We start from the raw sequence: 19,809 nt of genomic DNA, 5'->3' as shown, positions 1-19,809 counted from the left end.
TCGTGCAATACGTAAAAATTAAAGATTCGATTGTTGAACAGATTGAAGCGGGCATGCTATCGCCGCGTCAAAAACTGCCAGCAGAGCGTAAGTTGGCGGAGTCGTTCGATACTACACGCGTCACTCTGCGTGAAGCTTTATCATTGCTAGAAGCGGAAGGTCGAATCTATCGCGAAGATCGCCGAGGTTGGTTTATCTCACCTGAGCCATTGCGTTACGATCCAACTCAAACTCTGAACTTCCCGAACATGGCGAAAGCGCAAAATCGCGTGCCAAAAACGGAGTTGGTCGCAGCAAAAGGAACCTTGGCAAACAAACAAGCCGCGCGCTTGCTGGACTTGCAACCTTTCTCGGACGTGTATCGAGTCGACCGTGTGCGATACCTTGAAGACAGACCTGTGGTGTTCGTAACAAACTACATTCGCCCAGAGCTGTTTCCGAACCTGTTGGACTACGATTTATCAAATTCGCTGACGGACATTTATCGCGATCATTATGGCGTGACGTATCAAAAGATTCGCTACCGCATTTCAACCAGCACTTTGTTGGGGGAAATGGCTCAAGCATTGCGCGCGACAGCCGGCACGCCAGCGATGGTGGTGGAGCGCATCAACTATAACCAGCACGGTGAGTTGATTGATTGCGATATCGAGTATTGGCGACACGATGCCATCAGCATTGAATCTCTGGCGGAACTCAATCGTTAAGTGGATTTTCTCATTATCTAAGGCTCCATCTCGGGGCCTTTATTTTATTCAGACAGGAACATTGAAATGGATTTGTTGGCGATTGTTCTCGTCGTTTTTTCTGCTGTTCTCCATGCGGGCTGGAATATCCTTGGTAAAAGTAACTCAGGCTCTGGACTTGCGTTTACGATGGCGGCCAGCTTTTCTGCCTGTGCCATTCTTACCCCTTATCTGATTTGGTATTTGGCGACCATTGGCTGGACATCATTACCGAGTGAATTTTGGGGATTGCTGTTCATTAGCGGCATTTCACAAATGGTCTATCTGGTCGGTTTGATTGTCGCTTATAAGCACGCAGACGTGGGTGTGGTTTATCCGATTGCTCGGGCACTGCCTGTGATGATGGTTGGCGCAATCAGTGTGGCATTGGGGCATGAATTATCCAGTCAGCAGTGGCTCGGATTCTTGCTGATTACCTTTGGTTGTATGCTGGTACCACTGACAAACTTTCGCCAAATGACGCTGGGCTCTTATTTGAACGTTGGTGTGTTCTGGGCATTGATTGCCGCAATAGGCACAACGGGTTACTCGGTGGTCGACAAAGAAGCGCTGAGTTTACTCACAGAACAAGCATCAGAGATTTTGAATGATCAGTACAGTGCGATCTTTTACTTAGGCGTGCAGTTTTGGGCGATAGGTATTCCTGCCCTTGTGTGGTGCTTGGTTACAGGCAAGCCAGATGAGATTAAGACAGCGTGGCAGATCCGAAAAACAGCCAGCATGGCAGGGGTAATGATGGCATCCACCTACGGCTTGGTGTTGTATGCGGTGACCATGACAGACAATGTGAGTTTAGTGGTGGCACTGAGGCAAATCAGCATTGTGTTTGGACTGTTTATGGGGATCTATATCTTGGGAGAGAGGTGGTATCGAACTCGTTCTGTAGGAATCGTCCTAGTGATAACAGGTTTGATTCATGCTCTGAAATGACTAATTGGAGAAAGAAATGTCTAAACCTTTGTATGTATTTGATTTGGATGAAACTCTCATCAATGCCGACTGCTCTATGATTTGGAACGAGTTTTTAGTCGAGAAAGGTATTGTAACGGATCATAACTTTATTGACGAAGACAAGCGTTTAATGAATCTATATGCAAAAGGAGAGTTAGATATGCAGTGTTACTTAGATTTTTCTTTAGCACCGCTTACGGCTATTCCAAAAGCGCAAGTTAGTGATTGGGTTGAAGAGTGTGTACAACGCTATATTCTTCCCAAGCAGTTTACGCAATCTAAGGTACTAATTGAAAAACTAGTACGCGAACACGCAGAGTTGATCATTATTTCAGCTAGTGTCACTTTTCTAGTCGAAGTTATAGCGCGTTGCTTAGGTATTAAAACTGCTCTGGGTATTGATTTGGTAGAGCAGCACGCTTGCTACAGTGCACAAATAAACGGCATAGCGACGTATCGCGAGGGTAAGGTCGCTCGACTAGAGCAGTGGGTGAAGGAAACGAAACAGTCTTTTTCGGAGATTCACTTTTTTACAGACTCCATAAATGACTTGCCATTGTGTGAGTATGCGGACTACACCTACCTTGTTAATCCATGCCCTAAACTAAGAATCATAGGGGCAGAGCGCAATTGGCCCATATTGTGTTGGGGGACCCAATATGGGCGTAATACTTATGGTGTGGTTGCCAAATAATCGATGAGCGGCTGTAAGCATGCCGCTCATCGAATGGAGAAAAGCGAGCCTATTGCTCGCTTATTCTCAGTGGTGGCTCACGACTCTTCCAGTGGCTCATTCACAAGGCTTGACCCAACTTTGGTCATTGGGCTACTCTTCCCACATCACTTCTATCGGAGATTGCGCCGCGATGAACAACTAAACCTGCTTCCATATCACATCGGTTTTTTGGATTCACAGGGTTAGTCGGCGTAGCTCACTATCAACTATTTGCTGTTCGTGTCGTTTAGGATTTCTATCCTCAAAGAACGAATTCGCTTATTGCACACATTCGGTTATCTATTGCTGCGGCGAAGGCCCCTGTTACAACAGGAGGCATTGTTATGCCATTTTTACGAGCAAGTTCAGTGAGTTACCAATTTGAAAATGGTGAGCCACTGTTTGATTCTTTAACTTTTTCGATGACCAAATCCCGCGTTGGGCTTGTCGGGCGTAATGGGGTCGGAAAATCCATGTTAGCCTCAATTCTGTTAGGTGAGGTAGCGCCTAGCTCTGGCCATGTGATGTCTCCGCAAAAGACAGCAATCTATCGCCAACACGCGGGCGGACTAGTGAGCGGGGAGCTTACCATTGCCCAATTTTTGGGTAAGCACGCCATTTTCGAGGCGCTTGAGCGGATTGAAAATGGCGAGTGCGACACGCAGTGGTTTGAACAAGTCGGTGAGGAGTGGGACTTGCCGCAGCGCCTATCTGAGCAACTGGTTCTATTGGGCTTGCCACCTAAGCCACAGATGCTATGTGCTCAGCTTAGTGGTGGTCAATTGGCTCGTCTTCAGCTTTGGCAACGGTTTGAATCACAGGCGGAATTATTGATCCTCGATGAGCCCTCTAATCACCTCGATATCAAGGCGAAGCGATGGCTAATTGCGCAAATCAGGCAGTATTCAGGGGCGGTGTTAGTCATCAGTCATGACCGTTCGTTATTGCGGGAGATGGATGAAATATGGGCGCTATCGAGCCTAGGGATGAATATCTATGGTGGTAATTGCGATCACTATGCCGAGCAGCAACGCGTTGAAAAAAATGCGGTTGAGCGGCAATTATCCCATCTCAAAAAGCAGCAAAAACAGCTCAAGGAGGAGGCGCAACGTAACCGGGAGAAAGCGGAGCAAAGAGCCGCACAAGGCAACCGGCTTCGCCGCGGTGGCAGTCAGCCTAAGATTTTGCTCGATGGTAAAAAGGACAAAGCGACGGCTCGTGCCTCAAACCGTAATAAAAATGAGCAGCACCGACAAACCTATCTCGATGAGACGCAGCAAGCGCTAACTTCAAGGTATGAGGAGAACCGAGCGCAGACATTTTATCTCACCGAGAGAAAGGTTCGCGATAAATCGGTCGTGATGATGGAAAATGCCGTCTTAGCGTATGGTCGCTCAGAGCCGATGACACTGCGCTTAACCGCTAACGATAAGGTACGGCTAGTTGGCGACAATGGCAGCGGCAAATCAACCTTGCTCAAAACCCTACTCGGTGAGTACGCACTGCGTGACGGGCAGCTTAGAATCAATACTGAGTTCTATTATCTAGACCAGCACTTTGCGGCGTTAAAAGGCGATCGCTCTATGCTTGATAACCTGTTAACACAGTGCCAGGGTATGACGGAAATGAAGGCTCGCACTCTGTTGGCTGGTGTAGGTTTTCGGCGTGACACTGTCTTTCGGTTGGCGGATGTATTAAGCGGCGGCGAGAAAATGAAACTGGCGATGTTAATTGTCAGTCACCAACTCAATCAGCCCTTTCTTCTGCTTGATGAACCTGACAACCATCTTGATCTCGACTCGAAACAAGATTTATCGCGTGCACTCAATGAGTATCCCGGGGGATTTTTATTGGTGACTCACGATGACGATTTTGCTTCGGACGCAGGGGTTGAATGGCAGATTGGTGAGTAGCGCGCCAAGTCAGAGAGCTGCATCAACTTAACATAGAGAGGGATGAGCGTTAGGCGCTTTCCTCTTTTCGTTCTTCTTGGTTTGTGTTCTCCAGAGGGGCAAGGTTTTGATCCTCCTCTTCTTGTGGTTCATAGTATTTAACAACAAACGGAGTAAGCATAACACTGGATGGAAGAAAATGTTTCATACTAGCTGCTCATGTTAATAAAAGGATAGGTCGAGTGTTTACCACACTGAAGGGCAGGGTATTGAGCTAAGTCATAGAAGTCAATTTAGCAGCTGCATTTATGCCAAAACAATCTACACTAGCGGCCAACGAGAGAGGAGAGAAGAATGAAATACGATTGGATCTTGTTTGATGCCGATGACACCCTGTTCCATTTTGATGCCTTCAAAGGCATGCAATTGATGTTTTCGCGTAAGGGTGTAGTGTTTACCGAGCAGGATTATGACTACTACCAAGCCATCAATAAGCCGCTTTGGGTCAAGTACCAAGAGGGGCAAATTAACGCTGATGAGCTGAAACACACACGATTTGTTGAGTGGGCGCAAAAACTGAACACCACTACCGCAGAGCTTAACCGTGCGTTTCTTGAAGCGATGGCAGATATCTGCACATTACTTCCCGGCGCAAAAGAGCTGATGGAAGCGCTGAATGGGCGCGCAAAGCTTGGCATCATCACCAACGGCTTTACCGAGTTGCAAGCGATTCGACTTGAACGCACTGGCATGAGTGAATACTTTGAACACGTGATCATCTCGGAAGAAGTCGGCGTAGCCAAACCTGATCTGGCGATCTTTGCGCACGCCCATGAAAAAATGGCGCAGCCGTGTAAAAGCAAAGTCCTTATGGTGGGCGATAACCCTCATTCAGACATCTTGGGCGGAATCAATTTTGGTATTGAGACTTGTTGGCTCAACACACATTGCTTACCGAGCGTAGAAGGCATTACGCCAAACTATACCGTAGAGTCTCTGTTTGATCTCAAAGCGATATTGTTGGCGTAATAGGGCATTCAGAGTGGAGACTTAGCCTTAGGGCTATTCACACGGCGCCATGTGAATCACAGCCAAACCACCGAGTGAGGTTTCGCGATATTTACGATTCATGTCTTTGCCGGTTTGATACATGGTCGCAATCACCTTATCCAGAGAAATCAGGCATTTGCTGGTTCGCTTGAGCGCCATTCTAGAGGCGTTAATGGCCTTCATTGCACCCATGGCGTTGCGCTCGATACATGGGACTTGCACCAAACCGCCAATCGGGTCGCAGGTCATACCCAAGGAGTGTTCCATCGCGATTTCGGCCGCAATGCAAATCTGTTCATTGCTGCCTCCTCGAAGCGCGGTTAAGCCCGCCGCCGCCATGGACGACGATACGCCGACTTCACCTTGGCAGCCCACTTCTGCACCTGAAATGGACGCATTGGTTTTATACAAAATGCCGATAGCGCCGGACACGGCCAAGAAGTCTTTGATCTGTTTGAGGTTTAATTCCTTGATAAAACGGTGGTAGTACATGAGTACGGCGGGAATGACGCCTGCTGCGCCGTTAGTTGGCGATGTCACCACTTGGCCACCGGCGGCGTTTTCTTCACTGACAGCGAAGGCAAACAAGTTGATCCAATCCATGATTTCCATTGGGTCATTTTCCACGGCGGCGTTGGCTTCCAGCTTTTTAAGCAAGTTTGGCGCGCGTCTCGTTACGTTCAGGCCACCTTCAAGGATGCCTTCGGTATCAAAGCCTCGTTGCATGCACAGCGTCATCACTTTCCAAATTTGCTCGGCTTTTTCGTCAATCTCTTGGCCAGAGAAGAAGCACAATTCATTTTGCAGCACCATTCCACCGAGGCTCAATCCATGTTGCTCCGCCATCTGGAGCATTTGATCGGCGCTCTTAAAAGGAAACGGCACGGTAACGGGGGTTGTTTTGCTACCGTTGGTCAGTTCATCTTCCGTTGCGATAAAGCCGCCGCCTATCGAGTAGTAGGTCTCTTTAAGCAGTATGGCGCCCGTTTCATCGAAAGCAGAGATGGTCATGCCATTTTCATGCAAAGGCAGGCTGTCATCGTGGAACAGAATATCCCCTTGGTAATGAAACGCGATGGTTTGGCGACCCGCAAGTAATAGCTGTTGCTCGTCCATCGCTTGTTGCAATAAGGCTTTGGCGCTGGTCATTTTTATGGTGTCGGGGCGGTTACCCAGTAAGCCGAGAATGACGGCCTTATCCGTGTGGTGGCCTTTACCCGTCAATGAGAGTGAGCCATATAAGTCCACCTGCACCCGAGAGGTGTGGTTGAGCTGCTCGTCTAACGCTTGGGTAAATTGATACCCCGCTAGCATGGGTCCGTTGGTGTGTGAGCTCGATGGGCCCACGCCAATTTTAAATATGTCGAAAATTGACAGCATGTTCATCACTTCCTATTGACCTGTGGTTTCAGGCTCTCTTATTGTTGTACTCGTTGTGCCACGTTCTCCAGCGGTGCGCCGTGAGTAAGCTGTACGAGTATCACTGATCTTTACTTATTCTAGCTGCTTTTAGAATAGTCTGCTTTACGCTACGCACTGAGCGAAACTTTGTACAGAGATTATTAATATCTAGAATAAAAAGTTGAGAAGTTAACGATTGATGAATATATCTCATGCCGTCATTGTGTTGGGAAAGCGCTTGGTCAACAATCAGTTGACGCTCGAAGGGCAATCAAGAATCGATGCGTTGATCCATCAGGCAGAACAATTGAACCTTGCGCAGAGTGTCGTGGTGCTCTGTGGCGGTCGAACGTCAGGGCAAACGGCCTCAGAGGCAAACGCGATGTGCGAAGCACTCGGTCAGCGTGCGCCCGATTCGTTTTGGGCCAGCCTGCCTAAAGATCGGCTCTTGGTTGAGGATACATCCACCAATACCATCGAAAATGTTGCCAATGCCGCGAACACCTTGGTGAAAAGTGGCTTAGTAGGGGGAAGTACTCCTCTCAACATTTTATTTGTCTCCACCGATTATCACCTCAAGCGTATTTTTGAGATTGAACACTGGCTCCCTGAGCAGGGTCTGCTAGGCATGATGACGCGAGAGTGTGCTCGGCAAGGACTAAGCATCACTATTTGCCCGCAAGCGGACGCTCATGTCTTGGCACCGTACCCATACCCAAAACAAGGTGACGGGTTTTTGCTCTGTGATGCGTTGACGACCTACCGTGTTTACTTAGAAGGGGTAGTGGCAGGCAAGATTGATTTTCATCCTTGTCCGAGGCGTCGATATTGTGAGCAACAGGCGCATCAAGCACTCGAACAGCTCCAATCGTTGACGCGAGACAGAGTTGGGGCGGCGCTGTTATCTCAGTTAGAGGAGGCGCTGCGCTTCACGAGAGAGGCGACCTCTATTTTGCAGCTTAATGGTGCGTTAAATTGCTTTGATCAGTCCCTTAAAGCGCTCAATTGCCATTGGGATCCAGAACAATCACATGACTTTAGCGAGCTTTCTTTCCCGGACAAGGGCGCTTAAACTGACAGCGAAACGAAGAGGGAGAGGGAGAAGGGAGAGAAAGTGCAGTACGTAACCATTAAGCAGGCGATTGTCCAGCAGGTAGAGAAAGCTACGCCATTCGTATGAGCGCGCTGCATGGTGAGATCGCTCAAGCCCTACGCGCAACGGTTGGTACGTCCGCGTTGGTGTTAGAGAAGGTTTATCTGAATAGTGCAGGAGAGCCGGTTTTCACTGATATTGAGTATTGGCGTCATGATGCGATTGCGATTGAGTCTAGCTTGCCCTATCTGAAATAAAGAAGAGCGCCTAATCTAGCGCTCTTCTCCTAAGGAGGCGTTTACTGGCTTTGCTGTTGCTGACTCTCTCGATAGTATTCCCATTGCTCTTGTCGACTGCCATCTGGCAACACACAGTAGGTAACGCGTTTGTCGTTTTCGCTCACGGTATCTAGTTCACCTTGCTGCTGAACACAGTAGACAGCGGCTGGATTTGCGATGGATGTGTACTCTTTCACTTCATATTCGTCGGGTTCATTGGCACAACCGGTGAGCACAGCGGCGCCAAGCAATGTCAAAAGCAAAGCGGCATTTCTCATGTAATATCTCCAAATTTCAATTAGATGCATATCGAGTATAGAAGATTACCTAAAGAAACGTGTCTTAACTTTGCCAAAAGGATGTTTTACTCCAAATTTTATTAAGTTAACGGTTTTCATCCTTGCTCTGTTGGTACTAAAGTTTAAGAAGCAGCAGGGAAGGTCTTCCCATTTAGACAGTAGGCAAAGGAAACCAAGATGTCCGAACAAACATATCGACTTGTTACTCGCAGTGATTTTGATGGTCTAGTATGCGCGGTGTTATTGAAGCAGCTTAATTTGATTGACGATATCAAGTTCGTACACCCAAAAGACATGCAAGATGGTCTTGTTGACATAACTCCAAACGATATTGTGACGAACTTGCCCTATGTGGCAGACGCTCATTTGATTTTTGACCACCACTTGTCCGAGACGATTCGCAACGCGGGCGAGCGCCCCAATCATATTATTGACCCTAATGCGCCTTCTGCCGCGCGTGTGGTGTGGGATTACTACGGTGGGGAGGCGGTCTTCCCATCACACTGGACAGATATGATGGAAGCCGTCGATAAGGGTGATTCCGCTCAATTCAATCGAGATGAGGTGTTAGATTCGACCGGATGGAACTTGCTCAATTTCCTCATGGATGCCCGCACGGGCTTAGGCCGCTTTCGCGAGTTTCGCATTTCCAATTACAACCTAATGATGGATCTGATCGAATACTGTAAAAATCACACTATTGACGACATTCTTGCGCTGCCTGATGTCAAAGAGCGTATTGATTTGTATCGCGAGCACGAAGCCCTGTTCAAAGAGCAGATCATGCGCTGCGCCACGGTTTACGACAACTTGGTGCTGCTTGACCTCACCAATGAAGAGACCATCTATGCGGGCAACCGCTTTATGATTTATGCGCTATTCCCACAATGCAACATCTCGATTCACAAGATGTGGGGATTCAAAAAACAAAACACCGTCTTCGCGACGGGCAAGTCCATCTTTGACCGCAGCTCTAAAACCAATGTCGGTGAACTGATGCTGAAATACGGCGGTGGTGGCCACAAAGCGGCTGGAACCTGCCAAATCGACAATGACAAAGCCGATCAAGTCGAACAGGCACTGATCGCGGCGATCACTGCAGACGGTTAGGGTTAAAGGTTGATCACGATAGGTAGATAATACAAGCCCCGCTACGTAGAGCGGGGCTTGTCATTAGGCGTTACGTGTTATCGAAAACCCGTTGCCAACAAGATGAACAGTGTCAATCAGGAGAAGGGACACGCACACAGATCATCCAGCGCTTAAAGCGGCATCACACGGTTGCGTCCGAGCTGTTTTGCTTCGTAGAGCAGGCCGTCGGCTCGGCCAATTAACGACTCTGCACTTTCACCCACTTCAAACTCTGCAACGCCGAGTGACATGGTAATGTTACCTACCGGTTTGTTAGAGCGCTTGTCACGGATAGAGAGCTTTTCTACCGCGCGGCGTAGGCTATCGGCGAACTGTCTGGCGATCCTTAGTGACTTATTGGGTACGATCAAGGCGAACTCTTCACCGCCAAAGCGATAGGCATGGATTCCTTCTCGGCAGCTTAATTGGATGCGCTTTGCGATGCCTTTGATGACCGTGTCACCAAACAAGTGGCCGTAGGTGTCGTTATAGCCTTTAAAATGGTCAATATCGGCCAGAATTAGGCACATACTCTGCTCGGAGCGAATAAGGGTACGAAGATCATTATCAAATGCGCGCCGGTTGTAGAGGCTCGTGAGTGAGTCAAACAGGGCGTCTTGCTGCACTTCGGCCAACTGTGCTTTGAGCAAATTGATTTCAGCGGTCGCTGTCTCAAGTTGGCTGTTTAAAAAACGGGTTGAATGACGAATTTCATGGGAGTCCGACACCAATTGGCGCACCACTTTCATCACTTCGTCGATGGTCATCGAGTTACCATCGACTCGCTCTAAGCTCTCAAAGCTTTTGTCTATCATTTGCGAAAACTGAGAGGTGTCGGTGAGCGTATCGCTGACTGAGCTCGCTACCTCATTGACCAATATTTCGATATTGGCTCGCAGGTTGCTCATGTCGGTTTCGACTTGGCCTGCCACATGGGTTTTGTAGAGTTGCTCGCAGGTAGCGGGTGGGCAGATGCCATAGTTTTCTAGCACGGCATCGAGTTCACGATTCAATCTGGGAATCGCATTATCTACATAAGTGTACCAAAGCGCATAGTTTGAGGGCGTGGCCGCAACATGATGTTTCATCATCAGGGGCACCGCTTTTTTCAAATTCGCCGTCGACTTTTTGAAATCTTCGTCTGTCATCGTTGTTGTATAGTTCTTAGCCGTAACAGGAGTCTTAAAATAAGATTAGTGGATATTAATGAATGATGCCTAAATTTATTAAAATTAACGAGTTTTTATTTAGGCCATTCATGAAAATGCGTGATGCATACCGGGTAAAAATAACAGCCGAATTGAGCGCTTGGCGTTTAAATCATCACTTTGCTCATATACTGACCGCATCGGCGTTGCGCACGTTTCCCTCTTCCAGTTTGGCCGCCCCGCGCAGCATCGCCTTAATCAGGTCCGCGGCATTGAACTTCTCTAACGCTTCATGGGCGCCGACTTGATGCGCTCTATCAACACAGATTTCACTCGATAAAGAGGTATGCAAAATAATATACACTCGGCTAAGCTGCTGCTCGCTTTGCGTTTCAAACGCCAGTTCGTAGCCATCCAGGCCCGGCATTTCGATGTCGCTCACCAAGAGTTCAATCGGTTTGCCGCGCGCGGCCTCTTCACGCATCAACTGCAATGCATCGAGTCCATTGTTACAAATCTTGTAAGGGATATTTATGCTGTCGAGCGCATCCCCCAGTTGCTTACGTGCAATGGAAGAGTCATCCACCAACAAGATATTGAGCGCTTTCAGGCGCTCGCGCTCAATGTCTGTGAGCATTGGAATTTTGGTTGATTCGTACTGCGGGTAAATCTTGGCGAGCAGCAGCTCAACATCCAACATCTGCACAATTTTGTCTTGATAGCGTGTGATCCCCGTGACAAACACATTGTTGCCGGCACTTTTGGGTGCCGATTCGATTGCCTTCCAGTCACATTCGATAATTTTTTCAATCGAGCGCACCATAAACGCCACGACAGTACGCAGACAATCGGTCACGATCAGGTAGCAATCGTTGTATTCCTCCGGCTGAATAGGACGAAAGCCAATCGCGGCCGGCATATTAATCACAGGAATGGTCTTGTTGCGAATGGTCACAGTGCCAATCACATGATGATGCGAGTAGGGTATTTGAGTGGTTGGCTGAAAAGGGACGATTTCGCGTACTTTTAGTGTGCCGATCGCAAACAGTTGTTTGTTGCTGGTCAAGGTGAACATCAACATGCCTTGTGACTGGTTTGCTTTACTCGGAGTTTTCACCATTTACTTCATACTCTCGTTGGGTCTCTACCTAATAAATGGTAATGGATCTTGAGGTAGGTTCAATGATATCGGGCAAATTTAGTCTTACTTGAATGGCATTCGCAGTATTAATGACACTCAAGGTTCAAACATGGGGTGAAGATCTCATTTTGTTTGGTTACAATCACGCTCCGTTGAAATCTACCTAACATTGAGGTTTGGACTATGGCCAACACTGCCGCCGCACTCCACATTCTGGTTAAGCACAAAGAGCAAGCCGAAGACATCATTAAACAGTTGAAAAAAGGCGCGAAATTCCAGACGCTGGCAAAGAAGTACTCCACCTGTCCATCTGGCAGACGCGGCGGTGATCTTGGTGAATTCCGCCGCGGTCAGATGGTGCCTCAGTTTGACAAAGTCTGTTTTCAGGGTGAGACACTGGTCCCGCACCTAGTGAAAACCAAATTTGGTTGGCACGTGGTGAAAGTGCTATACCGGACCTAATTTGTTGCTTGTTATAACTCAGCGATGCATCGAACTGATCCTACCTAACACACCTACACCTTAAAATACTGCAACTGCGCCGATAAATGTTCGGCAGTTTCGGCCATGTGTTGACTGTCTTTTGCGAGCGATTGTGAGGCTTGCATCACTTCGTTGGCGGCAAGATGGATACCGGTGACGTTTTCATTCATCTCGGTGGCGACGGAACTTTGCTGCTCGGACGCGGCGGCGATTTGTGCGACCCTGTCGTTGGCGTTGTGCATTTCATCGAGAATGGTTTTGATCTGCTCACGTGTTTTCACCGAGGAGGCCACGCTTTGTTCGACCATCTTGTTGCTGTTTTGCATGGCTTCAAAGGTGCGTTGCGCTTGTTGGGTTAATTTCGAGATAGTGTCTTGCACCTCATTGGTCGATTGTTGTGTGCGACTGGCTAGATTGCGCACTTCATCGGCGACAACGGCAAACCCTCGGCCTTGTTCTCCGGCGCGCGCGGCTTCAATGGCGGCGTTGAGCGCGAGGAGGTTGGTCTGCTCTGAAACATCACGAATCACTTCGACCACTTTACTGATCTCATCGACGCCCGATTGAAGTTCGGTGACGAGCGCGTGAGAAGTAGCGATGTCGTGAGACACGGCAGAAATCGCTTCAGAGGTTTGTGCCATCGTGCGATCGTTCTCTGTTGCGTGATTGACGACTCGCAACGTGCTGCTTGAGGTGTTTTCTGCGTTGTTGGCCACATCGGATATGGTCGCAGACATCTCCGTCATGGCAGTCGAGAGCATCTCCAGTTGCGTGTGTTGAGCGTTGACGCTGGTGGCGGCTTCCTCACTCGCTTGGGCGATGTGGCTCGCCATCGTGCTCGATTGAGTGGCTGAGTCATGCGCTGCGCGTAGGGTTGCTTGCAGTTTGTCGAGCATTTTATCGATTTGCTGACTGACATCGCCCAGTTCATCTTTGCGTGTCATGTTCATGCGTATGCGCAGATCACCGTCGGCGATCTTATGTGTGCTATCAATCAAAGTGGTGAGTGGCATTAGAATATTGCGTGATACGGCAAAGCCGGACATCAACAGCAGACCAAAAATGACGACGGCGACACCGCCTTGTTTGGTGGCCGTTGCGTAGAAAGCGTCATCAATGTCTGCGACTAACAGGCCAGAGCCAAGGATCCAGTTCCACTCTGGGAACAACTGCACGTAGGAGATCTTATCCTTGAGCTGTTTTTCTGGGCTTAGCCATTGGTAGTCGAGAAAGCCTTTTTGTGCCGGGGTACGTGAGATGTCGACCATTTCTCGCCAGTGATATTTACCGCCGCCATCTTTGAAATCTGCCGCGCTTTTGCCGTCAAGTTCCGGTTTTATAGGGTGCATGACGACTGTTAGTTGCTGATTTAATACCCAGAAGTAGTTGTCTTGATCGTAACGCAGTGCTTGCAGCGCGCTCAGCGCTTGTTGTTTGGCGCGCTCGTCCCCCAGTTCTGTGCGCTGCTGATAATAGTGATCGACAAGAGACACCGCCGCTTCCACTTGTGCACTGAGTTTGTCTTCGCGCTCGAGTAGTGACGTCGTGCGCTGCAATTGCAAGTTGTAGACGCAAGCGATCAGGATAAGGAGTATGGAGAGCAAAACGACCGAGGTCAGTTTTGCCTTAATCGACAGGTTGCTTAATTTCATGGTTAGCCACTTTCGTTGTTAATTATCTAAGAGTGTTGTTTGTATCGGCTTGGGCGCTTAGTTATCTCTTTGCGCCGTGCTGATAACGTATTTTTTGCATGGTTTTTTACCATGATTTTGTAGCATGCTAACCATGTGCTAGCTGGGCATATTGTTTTGTGTCATGTTTTAAATGCTTTTGCATAATTGCACAGCAATAAGTTGCTTTTGATCACATTGCGGTGGCAGACACCTCTCCTCTCTTAATAGACGCGTTCATAACGCTGGACTCTGGTGCATGAGTCAGTAGCCAACGCATGGCGAGGGTCGCTCCGCCCATGGTGATTGCAGCGAGTAAGAACCCCAGTTCGATCCACTGGGCATGACTGAGCAAAGCGATCAGCACATAGCTCATACTCTGGGTTAGAGTGGCAAACATTTGCAATGCACCGTCGGCGCGGCCTCGTTGATGGATGGCGATGGTGTGGTGCATCCAGTTCGTTCGCGCGATTCGATTTAACGCATTAAAAAGGCCAAATAACAAGGTGAAGACAAGCAAGGTCGCTGGGCTTAATGAGATGCTCATCCCTAGCACCATCACACTACTGAACGACATGGCAAGCAGCATGGTGCGGGGTAAGGCGCGACGGGTCAGTAATTTGTGTACGATGAGTCCCGTGAGCAGCGAGCCAATCCCAAACGCCATGTTGTAGCCCGCGAGCCAGTGCCCAGCGATGTTCTGCTGTGCAAACCAGATCGGCACCAACTTTCCCAAGTAAGTCAAAATGGGGTAGGAGAGAGAAGAGAGCATCAAGAAGGCGTAAAAGCGTGGTTCAGAAAGCACAATGGAGCGGCTTTCGACCAGTTGTTGCCAAAAGCGTACTTTACGTTCGGCGCGAAACGCTTGTCGATAGGGTGTCACCAGGTAACTGATACCCGCCAATGTGGATGCCAAGATGGCAAAAGCTGAGAATTCGATAATTCCCCATTGCTCGAGGAGCACAATACCTAACGCGCCAGCACCTAGCGTGGTGCCTTGCATTATGATCTCTTGTTGTCCTGAAATTGCGGCGTACTCATGGTGATCATAATTTTCTTGGGTAAACGCATTGTTGGTAGACCAAGCCAGATTGCTCGAGACCCAAAACACCAGTTGCGCGAGTGCCAATAGCCATGGGGATTGCATGCCGTGGTATGACAGGATCATCACCAGCGCGGCGCAGATGGCTTGCACCCATTGGACCATCACTAAGATTGTTTTGCGTGAATGGCGGTCAATCATGGTTGAAAAGAAGGGCGTTAAGAAAAATGAGAGACCAGTACAAGTGAGTGCCACTAAGGCGACAAAGGTGCCCATATTGTCCGATTGCAGCATGAGCCAAGGCAGAGCCATCATAAATAGCCCAGAAGAAATGCCATCAAAAAAGCGTCCGGTTAGGTAGGGAGTGGTCTTATTGCGTCCGTGTAATGTCATTGTGGTGTTCCTTTCTGTGTACCAATATTGATCAGTTGCTGCTACTATAAAACCTCAAGTTAACTTTAGGTAAAGCGTTATTTTTCATTTGAGTCGATAACGTTCGAGTGAATTAAGGAGCCAAGATGGAACTGACGGTCGGAGAGGTCGCTAAACGTTCAGGTGTTGCGGTGTCGGCGTTACATTTTTATGAGCAGAAAGGGCTTATCTTCAGTTGGCGTAACGCTGGGAACCAGCGCCGATATCATCGAAGTGTGCTGCGACGTGTTGCCATCATTAAAGCCGCTCAGCAAGTTGGACTGACCTTGGAGGAGATCGCGGCATCGTTTGCCCACCTTCCACACCACCAAGCGCCCAATCGGCAACATTGGCAAGTGATGGCGTCAGGGTGGCATCAACTGCTTGAGCACCGCATCTTGCAGATGAAAGCGCTGCAACAGGACTTAGGTGGGTGTATTGGTTGTGGCTGTTTGTCGATGGAGAGTTGCGCTATTTACAACCCAAGTGACATTCGAGCGCAAGCATCGCCGAGTGAAACGCGGCTGACCGATCCTGAAAACTGGTCACCTGTGTTAGATGACGAGCGCTAAAGGCGGACAATTCCCATCATTTGGTCACACAAATAAGCGTTTTCTACGATTCATTGGTGTGATTTTTTCTTCTTTTTTCTCGGCAATGTTTGTGTTTTAAAACACTGTCTCATTCTGATTGAGTTCACAATTCTAAGGCTTTACCGCAATTTTTATTGAATCAAGGATTGCGTTAGCCGCTCATGAGCGGTATTCTACGACCACATCATATAATCATACAATATTGCATTTAGGAGTCTGAAATGACTAAACCTGTAATTGGTTTCATCGGTCTTGGCCTTATGGGCGGCAACATGGTTGAGAACCTACAAAACCGTGGCTACGAAGTTAACGTTATGGATCTTAACAAAGACGCAGTCGCTGCTGTTCTTGCTCGTGGCAACGCCTCTGAAGCGACGTCTGGTAAAGAACTGGCTGAGAAAAGTGACATCGTAATGCTATGTCTGACGACTTCTGAAGTGGTTGAGAAAGTGGTTTACGGTGAAGCGGGTATCCTAGCGGGTATGTCTGAAGGCAAAACGCTCATCGACTTTGGTACTTCTATCCCAGCTTCGACTAAGAAGATTGGTGCTGACCTTGCTGAGAAAGGCGCGGGTATGATTGACGCACCTCTAGGTCGTACACCTGCACACGCGAAAGATGGTCTTTTGAACATCATGGCAGCAGGCGATATCGAAACATTCAACAAAGTGAAGCCTGTTCTTGACGAGCAAGGCGAAAACGTCTTCTACCTAGGCGCACTAGGTTCAGGTCACGTGACTAAGCTTGTTAACAACTTCATGGGTATGACAACGGTTGCGACAATGTCTCAAGCATTCGCTGTTGCTAAGCTTGCAGGTGTAGACGGCCAACAATTGTTTGACATCATGTCTGCAGGTCCATCTAACTCACCATTCATGCAGTTCTGTAAGTTCTACGCTGTTGATGGCGAAGAAAAACTGGGCTTCTCTGTAGCGAACGCAAACAAAGACCTTGGTTACTTCCTTGCGCTATGTGAAGAGCTAGGCACTGAGTCTCTCATCGCTCAAGGCACGTCAAAGAGCCTACAAGCAGCGGTTGACGCTGGCCTAGGTCAAAACGACGTACCGGTTATCTTTGACTACTTCACTCAACTGAAGAAGTAATCAATGATGATGTGAAAACAGCGGCCAATGGCCGCTGTTTTTGTTTATACATCGCTTGGACATGTCAACGCCAGTTAGCAGAGATAAGCAGTTAACCCAGAGATAAGGCGAATGTCAGCAGCAGGGGCAGAGTGATCAAACTGAAGAAGTTACCAAACAGCACCATCGACGCCACTTTCGTCGGTTCAACCCCGAAACGTTCGGCAAACAGATAGTTCATAACTGCTGGTGGCAACATGGTAAACAGCACCATCATTTGCAGCTCCAAAGTCGGCAGCGGCACAAACCAATAGATGACGGCAAACGCCACTGCACCCGTCGACAAGGATTGCAGCGTGCACAGCACACCGATACGAAATCCACTCAAACGCATATGACACATTTGCGCCCCTAAAGAGAGCAGCATCACGGGTACCGCGGCTTGACCGAGTAACACTGTCGCTTCATACAAAGGGGACCACACACCAATCCCACTTAGGTTGAGAAAAAGCGCTGCGCTGGCCGCCAGAAAAATCGGCATTTTGACCACTTGTTTGATTGGGTTGCCTTCACTCAGCAGCGCTAAGCCGATACTAATGTGCAAGCAGGCGGAGACCACGAACAGCAGAACCGCAGGCGCCAGCGCCGTCTCACCAAACGTATAGGTAAAAAGAGGGATCGCCAAGTTACCGCTGTTGCGAAACATATGTGGCGGCGCCCAGGCTTTAAAGCGCAGTTTACTGATGGCGCAAATTGGGATCATCAATAGCCCGGGTAATAAAACTGAAATGAGTGACGCACTCAAAAGGGGCAACTGGTTGGTATCGAGAGGCATCGCCACCAAAGAAGAGAACACCAACGCGGGGGTGAAAGCGTCCATGTTGATGCGGTTGATCGGTTTGAAGTCTGGTTTTAACCAACGCCCGACAGAAAACCCAATCAATACCAACGCAAAGACGGGGAAAAGAATGCCAACAACCTGCTCGACCATAGCTTTCCTTGCACTGAGTTAACGGCCTCGTTAACTGAAAAAAACAAAACAATGTTTCTACGTTAACCCATCTTGAGGGTGAAACCTAGAGCAGGTTAGGCTTGTTTGCTGTCTTTGAAGATGCGATCAAAATATTCCAATGGCGCGACTTTGGTATTGGCGCACCGCTGCCATTTGCTGTCGTTGGCCACTAACCAACGTTGCTCTGAATGGGCCAATATCGCTTGGCTGACACGCGCCTCCCGCAATTCGTGCTCCATCACATACTGCGTCACTTCTGTATTCTCTAGGCCACTGCGTATATCACTGACCGCTGCGCAGCCAATAATACCAATGTCAGCACTGAACTGAGCGAAAAAGTCGGCGACTTTATCATCCACCACATCGCGATCATTGCTGCGAATGCGCCCGCCTGGGATCCAGGTTTCCACCTCTTCAAACTGGGAGAGAATATGCGCCGCCTCAAAGTTGTTGGTCACCACACGTAGCTCGTGGTGATGCCCAAGCTGCTCTGCAATCGCGGTGATGGTTGTGCCGATACCCAAAAACAGAGTGCAACCATTGGGAATATGCTGCACGACGCGCTCGGCAATGGCGTGTTTGTCCTTGGCATTCGTCATGCGTCGTGAGGTGTAACTACGGTTGCTCAGGGTGGCAGGTAAGCTGACACCGCCGTGGTGACGACGGGTCAAGCCTAGGTTGCACAGTTCGTTGATGTCACGGCGGATGGTTTGTGTCGTGACATCAAACTGCTGAGCCAATTCATCAATCGAACAATATTCCTGTTGATGAATGCGCTCAATGATCGCGTGTTGGCGGAGTGAAAGATTATCCATGAATAGCGTGGCGTTCGGCACCAGTGTGAGTTTCGTTACGCTGAGTATAGCGCTGAGGCACGTCGGTGATCATCATATCGACGCCCCATAAGCGATGTGGCTCAACTAATTCGGGAAAGTTGGGGGTGTAGCAGTAGAGCTGATAACCCATCTGCTTAATCGCTTTGGCTTGCGCCTGTGTCAAAAAGCGGTAGTCGCAGTGCACGCTGTAGGCATCAATTTGAGTCAGGACCGACGCCGCGTCATAGGGAATGCTTTGCCACAATTGCCCGCGACGCACATCGGGTAGATATTGTTTTATGCATTGCAAGGCATGGGTGCTAAAGCTCGAAAAGAGCAGGGTTTGAGGGTTTATACCCATCTCATTGATCACCTCAGCGACGTGATGGCACAGGCGATCAATGTCCGTGTGAGGGTAGAGTTTGAGCTCAATGTTAAGGTTGACGTTGGCCGCTTGGGTCAAGGCCAATGTTTCCGATAAGGTAGGGATCGGTTCCCCTTCAAACTCATCAGCAAACCACAACCCGGCATCGAGTTGTTTCAGTTGCTGTAACGTCAATTCACTCACTTTACCTTTATTGTTGGTACAGCGGTTCACCGTGTGGTCATGAATCACCATGGGCACATCATCGGCGCTCAGTTGGACGTCGATTTCTATCCACTGGCAGCCCAATTCAACGGCACGCTGAAACGCGACGAGTGTGTTTTCTGGCGCAAGGCTAGAGAGGCCGCGATGGGCCATGGTTGGGATAAGGGTAGGGAGTGTTGTCATTGTTATTCACTGTCTATGTTCATTTTGTTTCAAACGAACTTTGTCATCTTCATGTGACCGTTTGATGACACCCCAAACTGACAT

The 19,809-nt window shown here is 48.8% G+C and carries 19 protein-coding genes and 1 pseudogene; 11 read left to right on the top strand and 9 right to left on the bottom strand.

From position 1 onward, the window contains the following. Nucleotides 1-2 precede the first annotated feature (2 nt). The 5 genes from phnR to yjjG all read left to right on the top strand — a co-directional run bounded on the left by phnR (nt 3) and on the right by yjjG (nt 5,333). Complete coding sequence (phnR, locus tag AC6R10_RS04255; RefSeq protein WP_005442366.1) at nt 3-707, top strand: phosphonate utilization transcriptional regulator PhnR; 705 nt, start codon at nt 3-5, stop codon at nt 705-707. A gap of 66 nt (nt 708-773) precedes the next feature. Next, entirely contained in the window at nt 774-1,676 is a 903-nt protein-coding gene (locus tag AC6R10_RS04250; protein WP_500626691.1) for an EamA family transporter, read from the top strand. Between the two features lie 16 nt (nt 1,677-1,692). Further along, nucleotides 1,693-2,391: an HAD family hydrolase gene (locus AC6R10_RS04245; protein WP_500671557.1), complete on the top strand. Its 699-nt coding sequence runs from the start codon at nt 1,693-1,695 to the stop codon at nt 2,389-2,391. A 365-nt stretch (nt 2,392-2,756) separates the two neighbouring features. Continuing rightward, the gene (locus AC6R10_RS04240; RefSeq protein WP_500671556.1) at nt 2,757-4,325 is read left to right on the top strand and encodes an ATP-binding cassette domain-containing protein; all 1,569 of its coding nucleotides are present in this window, start codon (nt 2,757-2,759) and stop codon (nt 4,323-4,325) included. 333 nt (nt 4,326-4,658) lie between these two features. Then, complete coding sequence (gene yjjG / locus AC6R10_RS04235) at nt 4,659-5,333, top strand: pyrimidine 5'-nucleotidase (protein WP_500671555.1); 675 nt, start codon at nt 4,659-4,661, stop codon at nt 5,331-5,333. A 33-nt stretch (nt 5,334-5,366) separates the two neighbouring features. On the opposite strand, the gene AC6R10_RS04230 is transcribed toward yjjG, so the two are convergent. Beyond that, nucleotides 5,367-6,734 carry an L-serine ammonia-lyase gene (locus tag AC6R10_RS04230; protein ID WP_500671554.1) on the bottom strand — a complete coding sequence of 456 codons (1,368 nt, stop codon included), beginning with the start codon at nt 6,732-6,734 and terminating at the stop codon, nt 5,367-5,369. 220 nt (nt 6,735-6,954) lie between these two features. Here AC6R10_RS04230 and AC6R10_RS04225 point away from each other — a divergent pair, with 220 nt between their 5' ends. Together AC6R10_RS04225 and AC6R10_RS04220 are read left to right on the top strand one after the other, a co-directional pair. Then, nucleotides 6,955-7,827, top strand: a complete 873-nt coding sequence (locus tag AC6R10_RS04225) for a YdcF family protein (RefSeq protein ID WP_500671553.1) — start codon at nt 6,955-6,957, stop codon at nt 7,825-7,827. Nucleotides 7,828-7,913: 86 nt separating this feature from the next. Continuing rightward, nucleotides 7,914-8,105: pseudogene (locus AC6R10_RS04220) on the top strand (hypothetical protein); the annotation flags it as partial. Nucleotides 8,106-8,146: 41 nt separating this feature from the next. Here AC6R10_RS04220 and AC6R10_RS04215 read toward each other — a convergent pair. Continuing rightward, nucleotides 8,147-8,404 carry a putative hemolysin gene (locus AC6R10_RS04215; RefSeq protein ID WP_500626685.1) on the bottom strand — a complete coding sequence of 86 codons (258 nt, stop codon included), beginning with the start codon at nt 8,402-8,404 and terminating at the stop codon, nt 8,147-8,149. A gap of 198 nt (nt 8,405-8,602) precedes the next feature. Between AC6R10_RS04215 and AC6R10_RS04210 the strand changes: the two genes are divergently transcribed. Continuing rightward, the gene (locus AC6R10_RS04210) at nt 8,603-9,535 is read left to right on the top strand and encodes an exopolyphosphatase (RefSeq protein ID WP_500671552.1); all 933 of its coding nucleotides are present in this window, start codon (nt 8,603-8,605) and stop codon (nt 9,533-9,535) included. A gap of 152 nt (nt 9,536-9,687) precedes the next feature. Here AC6R10_RS04210 and AC6R10_RS04205 read toward each other — a convergent pair whose 3' ends face one another. Then, complete coding sequence (locus tag AC6R10_RS04205) at nt 9,688-10,704, bottom strand: GGDEF domain-containing protein (protein WP_334552045.1); 1,017 nt, start codon at nt 10,702-10,704, stop codon at nt 9,688-9,690. A 184-nt stretch (nt 10,705-10,888) separates the two neighbouring features. Continuing rightward, the gene (locus AC6R10_RS04200; protein ID WP_500671551.1) at nt 10,889-11,824 is read right to left on the bottom strand and encodes a chemotaxis protein; all 936 of its coding nucleotides are present in this window, start codon (nt 11,822-11,824) and stop codon (nt 10,889-10,891) included. A 204-nt stretch (nt 11,825-12,028) separates the two neighbouring features. Here AC6R10_RS04200 and AC6R10_RS04195 point away from each other — a divergent pair, with 204 nt between their 5' ends. After that, complete coding sequence (locus AC6R10_RS04195; protein WP_500671550.1) at nt 12,029-12,307, top strand: peptidylprolyl isomerase; 279 nt, start codon at nt 12,029-12,031, stop codon at nt 12,305-12,307. A 53-nt stretch (nt 12,308-12,360) separates the two neighbouring features. On the opposite strand, the gene AC6R10_RS04190 is transcribed toward AC6R10_RS04195, so the two are convergent. Then, a complete protein-coding gene (locus AC6R10_RS04190) occupies nt 12,361-13,980 on the bottom strand; it encodes a methyl-accepting chemotaxis protein (RefSeq protein WP_500671549.1) in 1,620 nt (539 codons plus the stop codon). A 211-nt stretch (nt 13,981-14,191) separates the two neighbouring features. Further along, nucleotides 14,192-15,433, bottom strand: coding sequence for an MFS transporter (locus AC6R10_RS04185; RefSeq protein WP_500671548.1), 1,242 nt, complete (start codon nt 15,431-15,433; stop codon nt 14,192-14,194). Nucleotides 15,434-15,558: 125 nt separating this feature from the next. On the opposite strand from AC6R10_RS04185, the gene soxR reads away from it, so the two are divergent. Both soxR and AC6R10_RS04175 read left to right on the top strand, forming a co-directional pair. Then, complete coding sequence (gene soxR, locus AC6R10_RS04180; protein ID WP_500671547.1) at nt 15,559-16,023, top strand: redox-sensitive transcriptional activator SoxR; 465 nt, start codon at nt 15,559-15,561, stop codon at nt 16,021-16,023. 242 nt (nt 16,024-16,265) lie between these two features. After that, nucleotides 16,266-17,147 (top strand): NAD(P)-dependent oxidoreductase, encoded by an 882-nt coding sequence (locus AC6R10_RS04175; RefSeq protein WP_334551681.1) that lies wholly within the window; start codon nt 16,266-16,268, stop codon nt 17,145-17,147. A gap of 91 nt (nt 17,148-17,238) precedes the next feature. Here the strand turns inward: AC6R10_RS04175 and AC6R10_RS04170 are convergent, their stop codons facing one another. The 3 genes from AC6R10_RS04170 to AC6R10_RS04160 form a co-directional block, all read right to left on the bottom strand. Further along, complete coding sequence (locus AC6R10_RS04170; RefSeq protein ID WP_487901582.1) at nt 17,239-18,117, bottom strand: AEC family transporter; 879 nt, start codon at nt 18,115-18,117, stop codon at nt 17,239-17,241. Nucleotides 18,118-18,212: 95 nt separating this feature from the next. Further along, nucleotides 18,213-18,953, bottom strand: a complete 741-nt coding sequence (locus AC6R10_RS04165; protein WP_500671546.1) for a DeoR/GlpR family DNA-binding transcription regulator — start codon at nt 18,951-18,953, stop codon at nt 18,213-18,215. Next, a complete protein-coding gene (locus AC6R10_RS04160; RefSeq protein ID WP_500671571.1) occupies nt 18,946-19,704 on the bottom strand; it encodes a glycerophosphoryl diester phosphodiesterase in 759 nt (252 codons plus the stop codon). The genes AC6R10_RS04165 and AC6R10_RS04160 overlap by 8 nt, the downstream gene beginning before the upstream one ends. Nucleotides 19,705-19,809: the final 105 nt, after the last annotated feature.

It is taken from the genome of Vibrio sp. R12-SG2-ISO1, from assembly GCF_059834045.1.
This window is presented reverse-complemented; position numbering and strand designations above follow the sequence as displayed.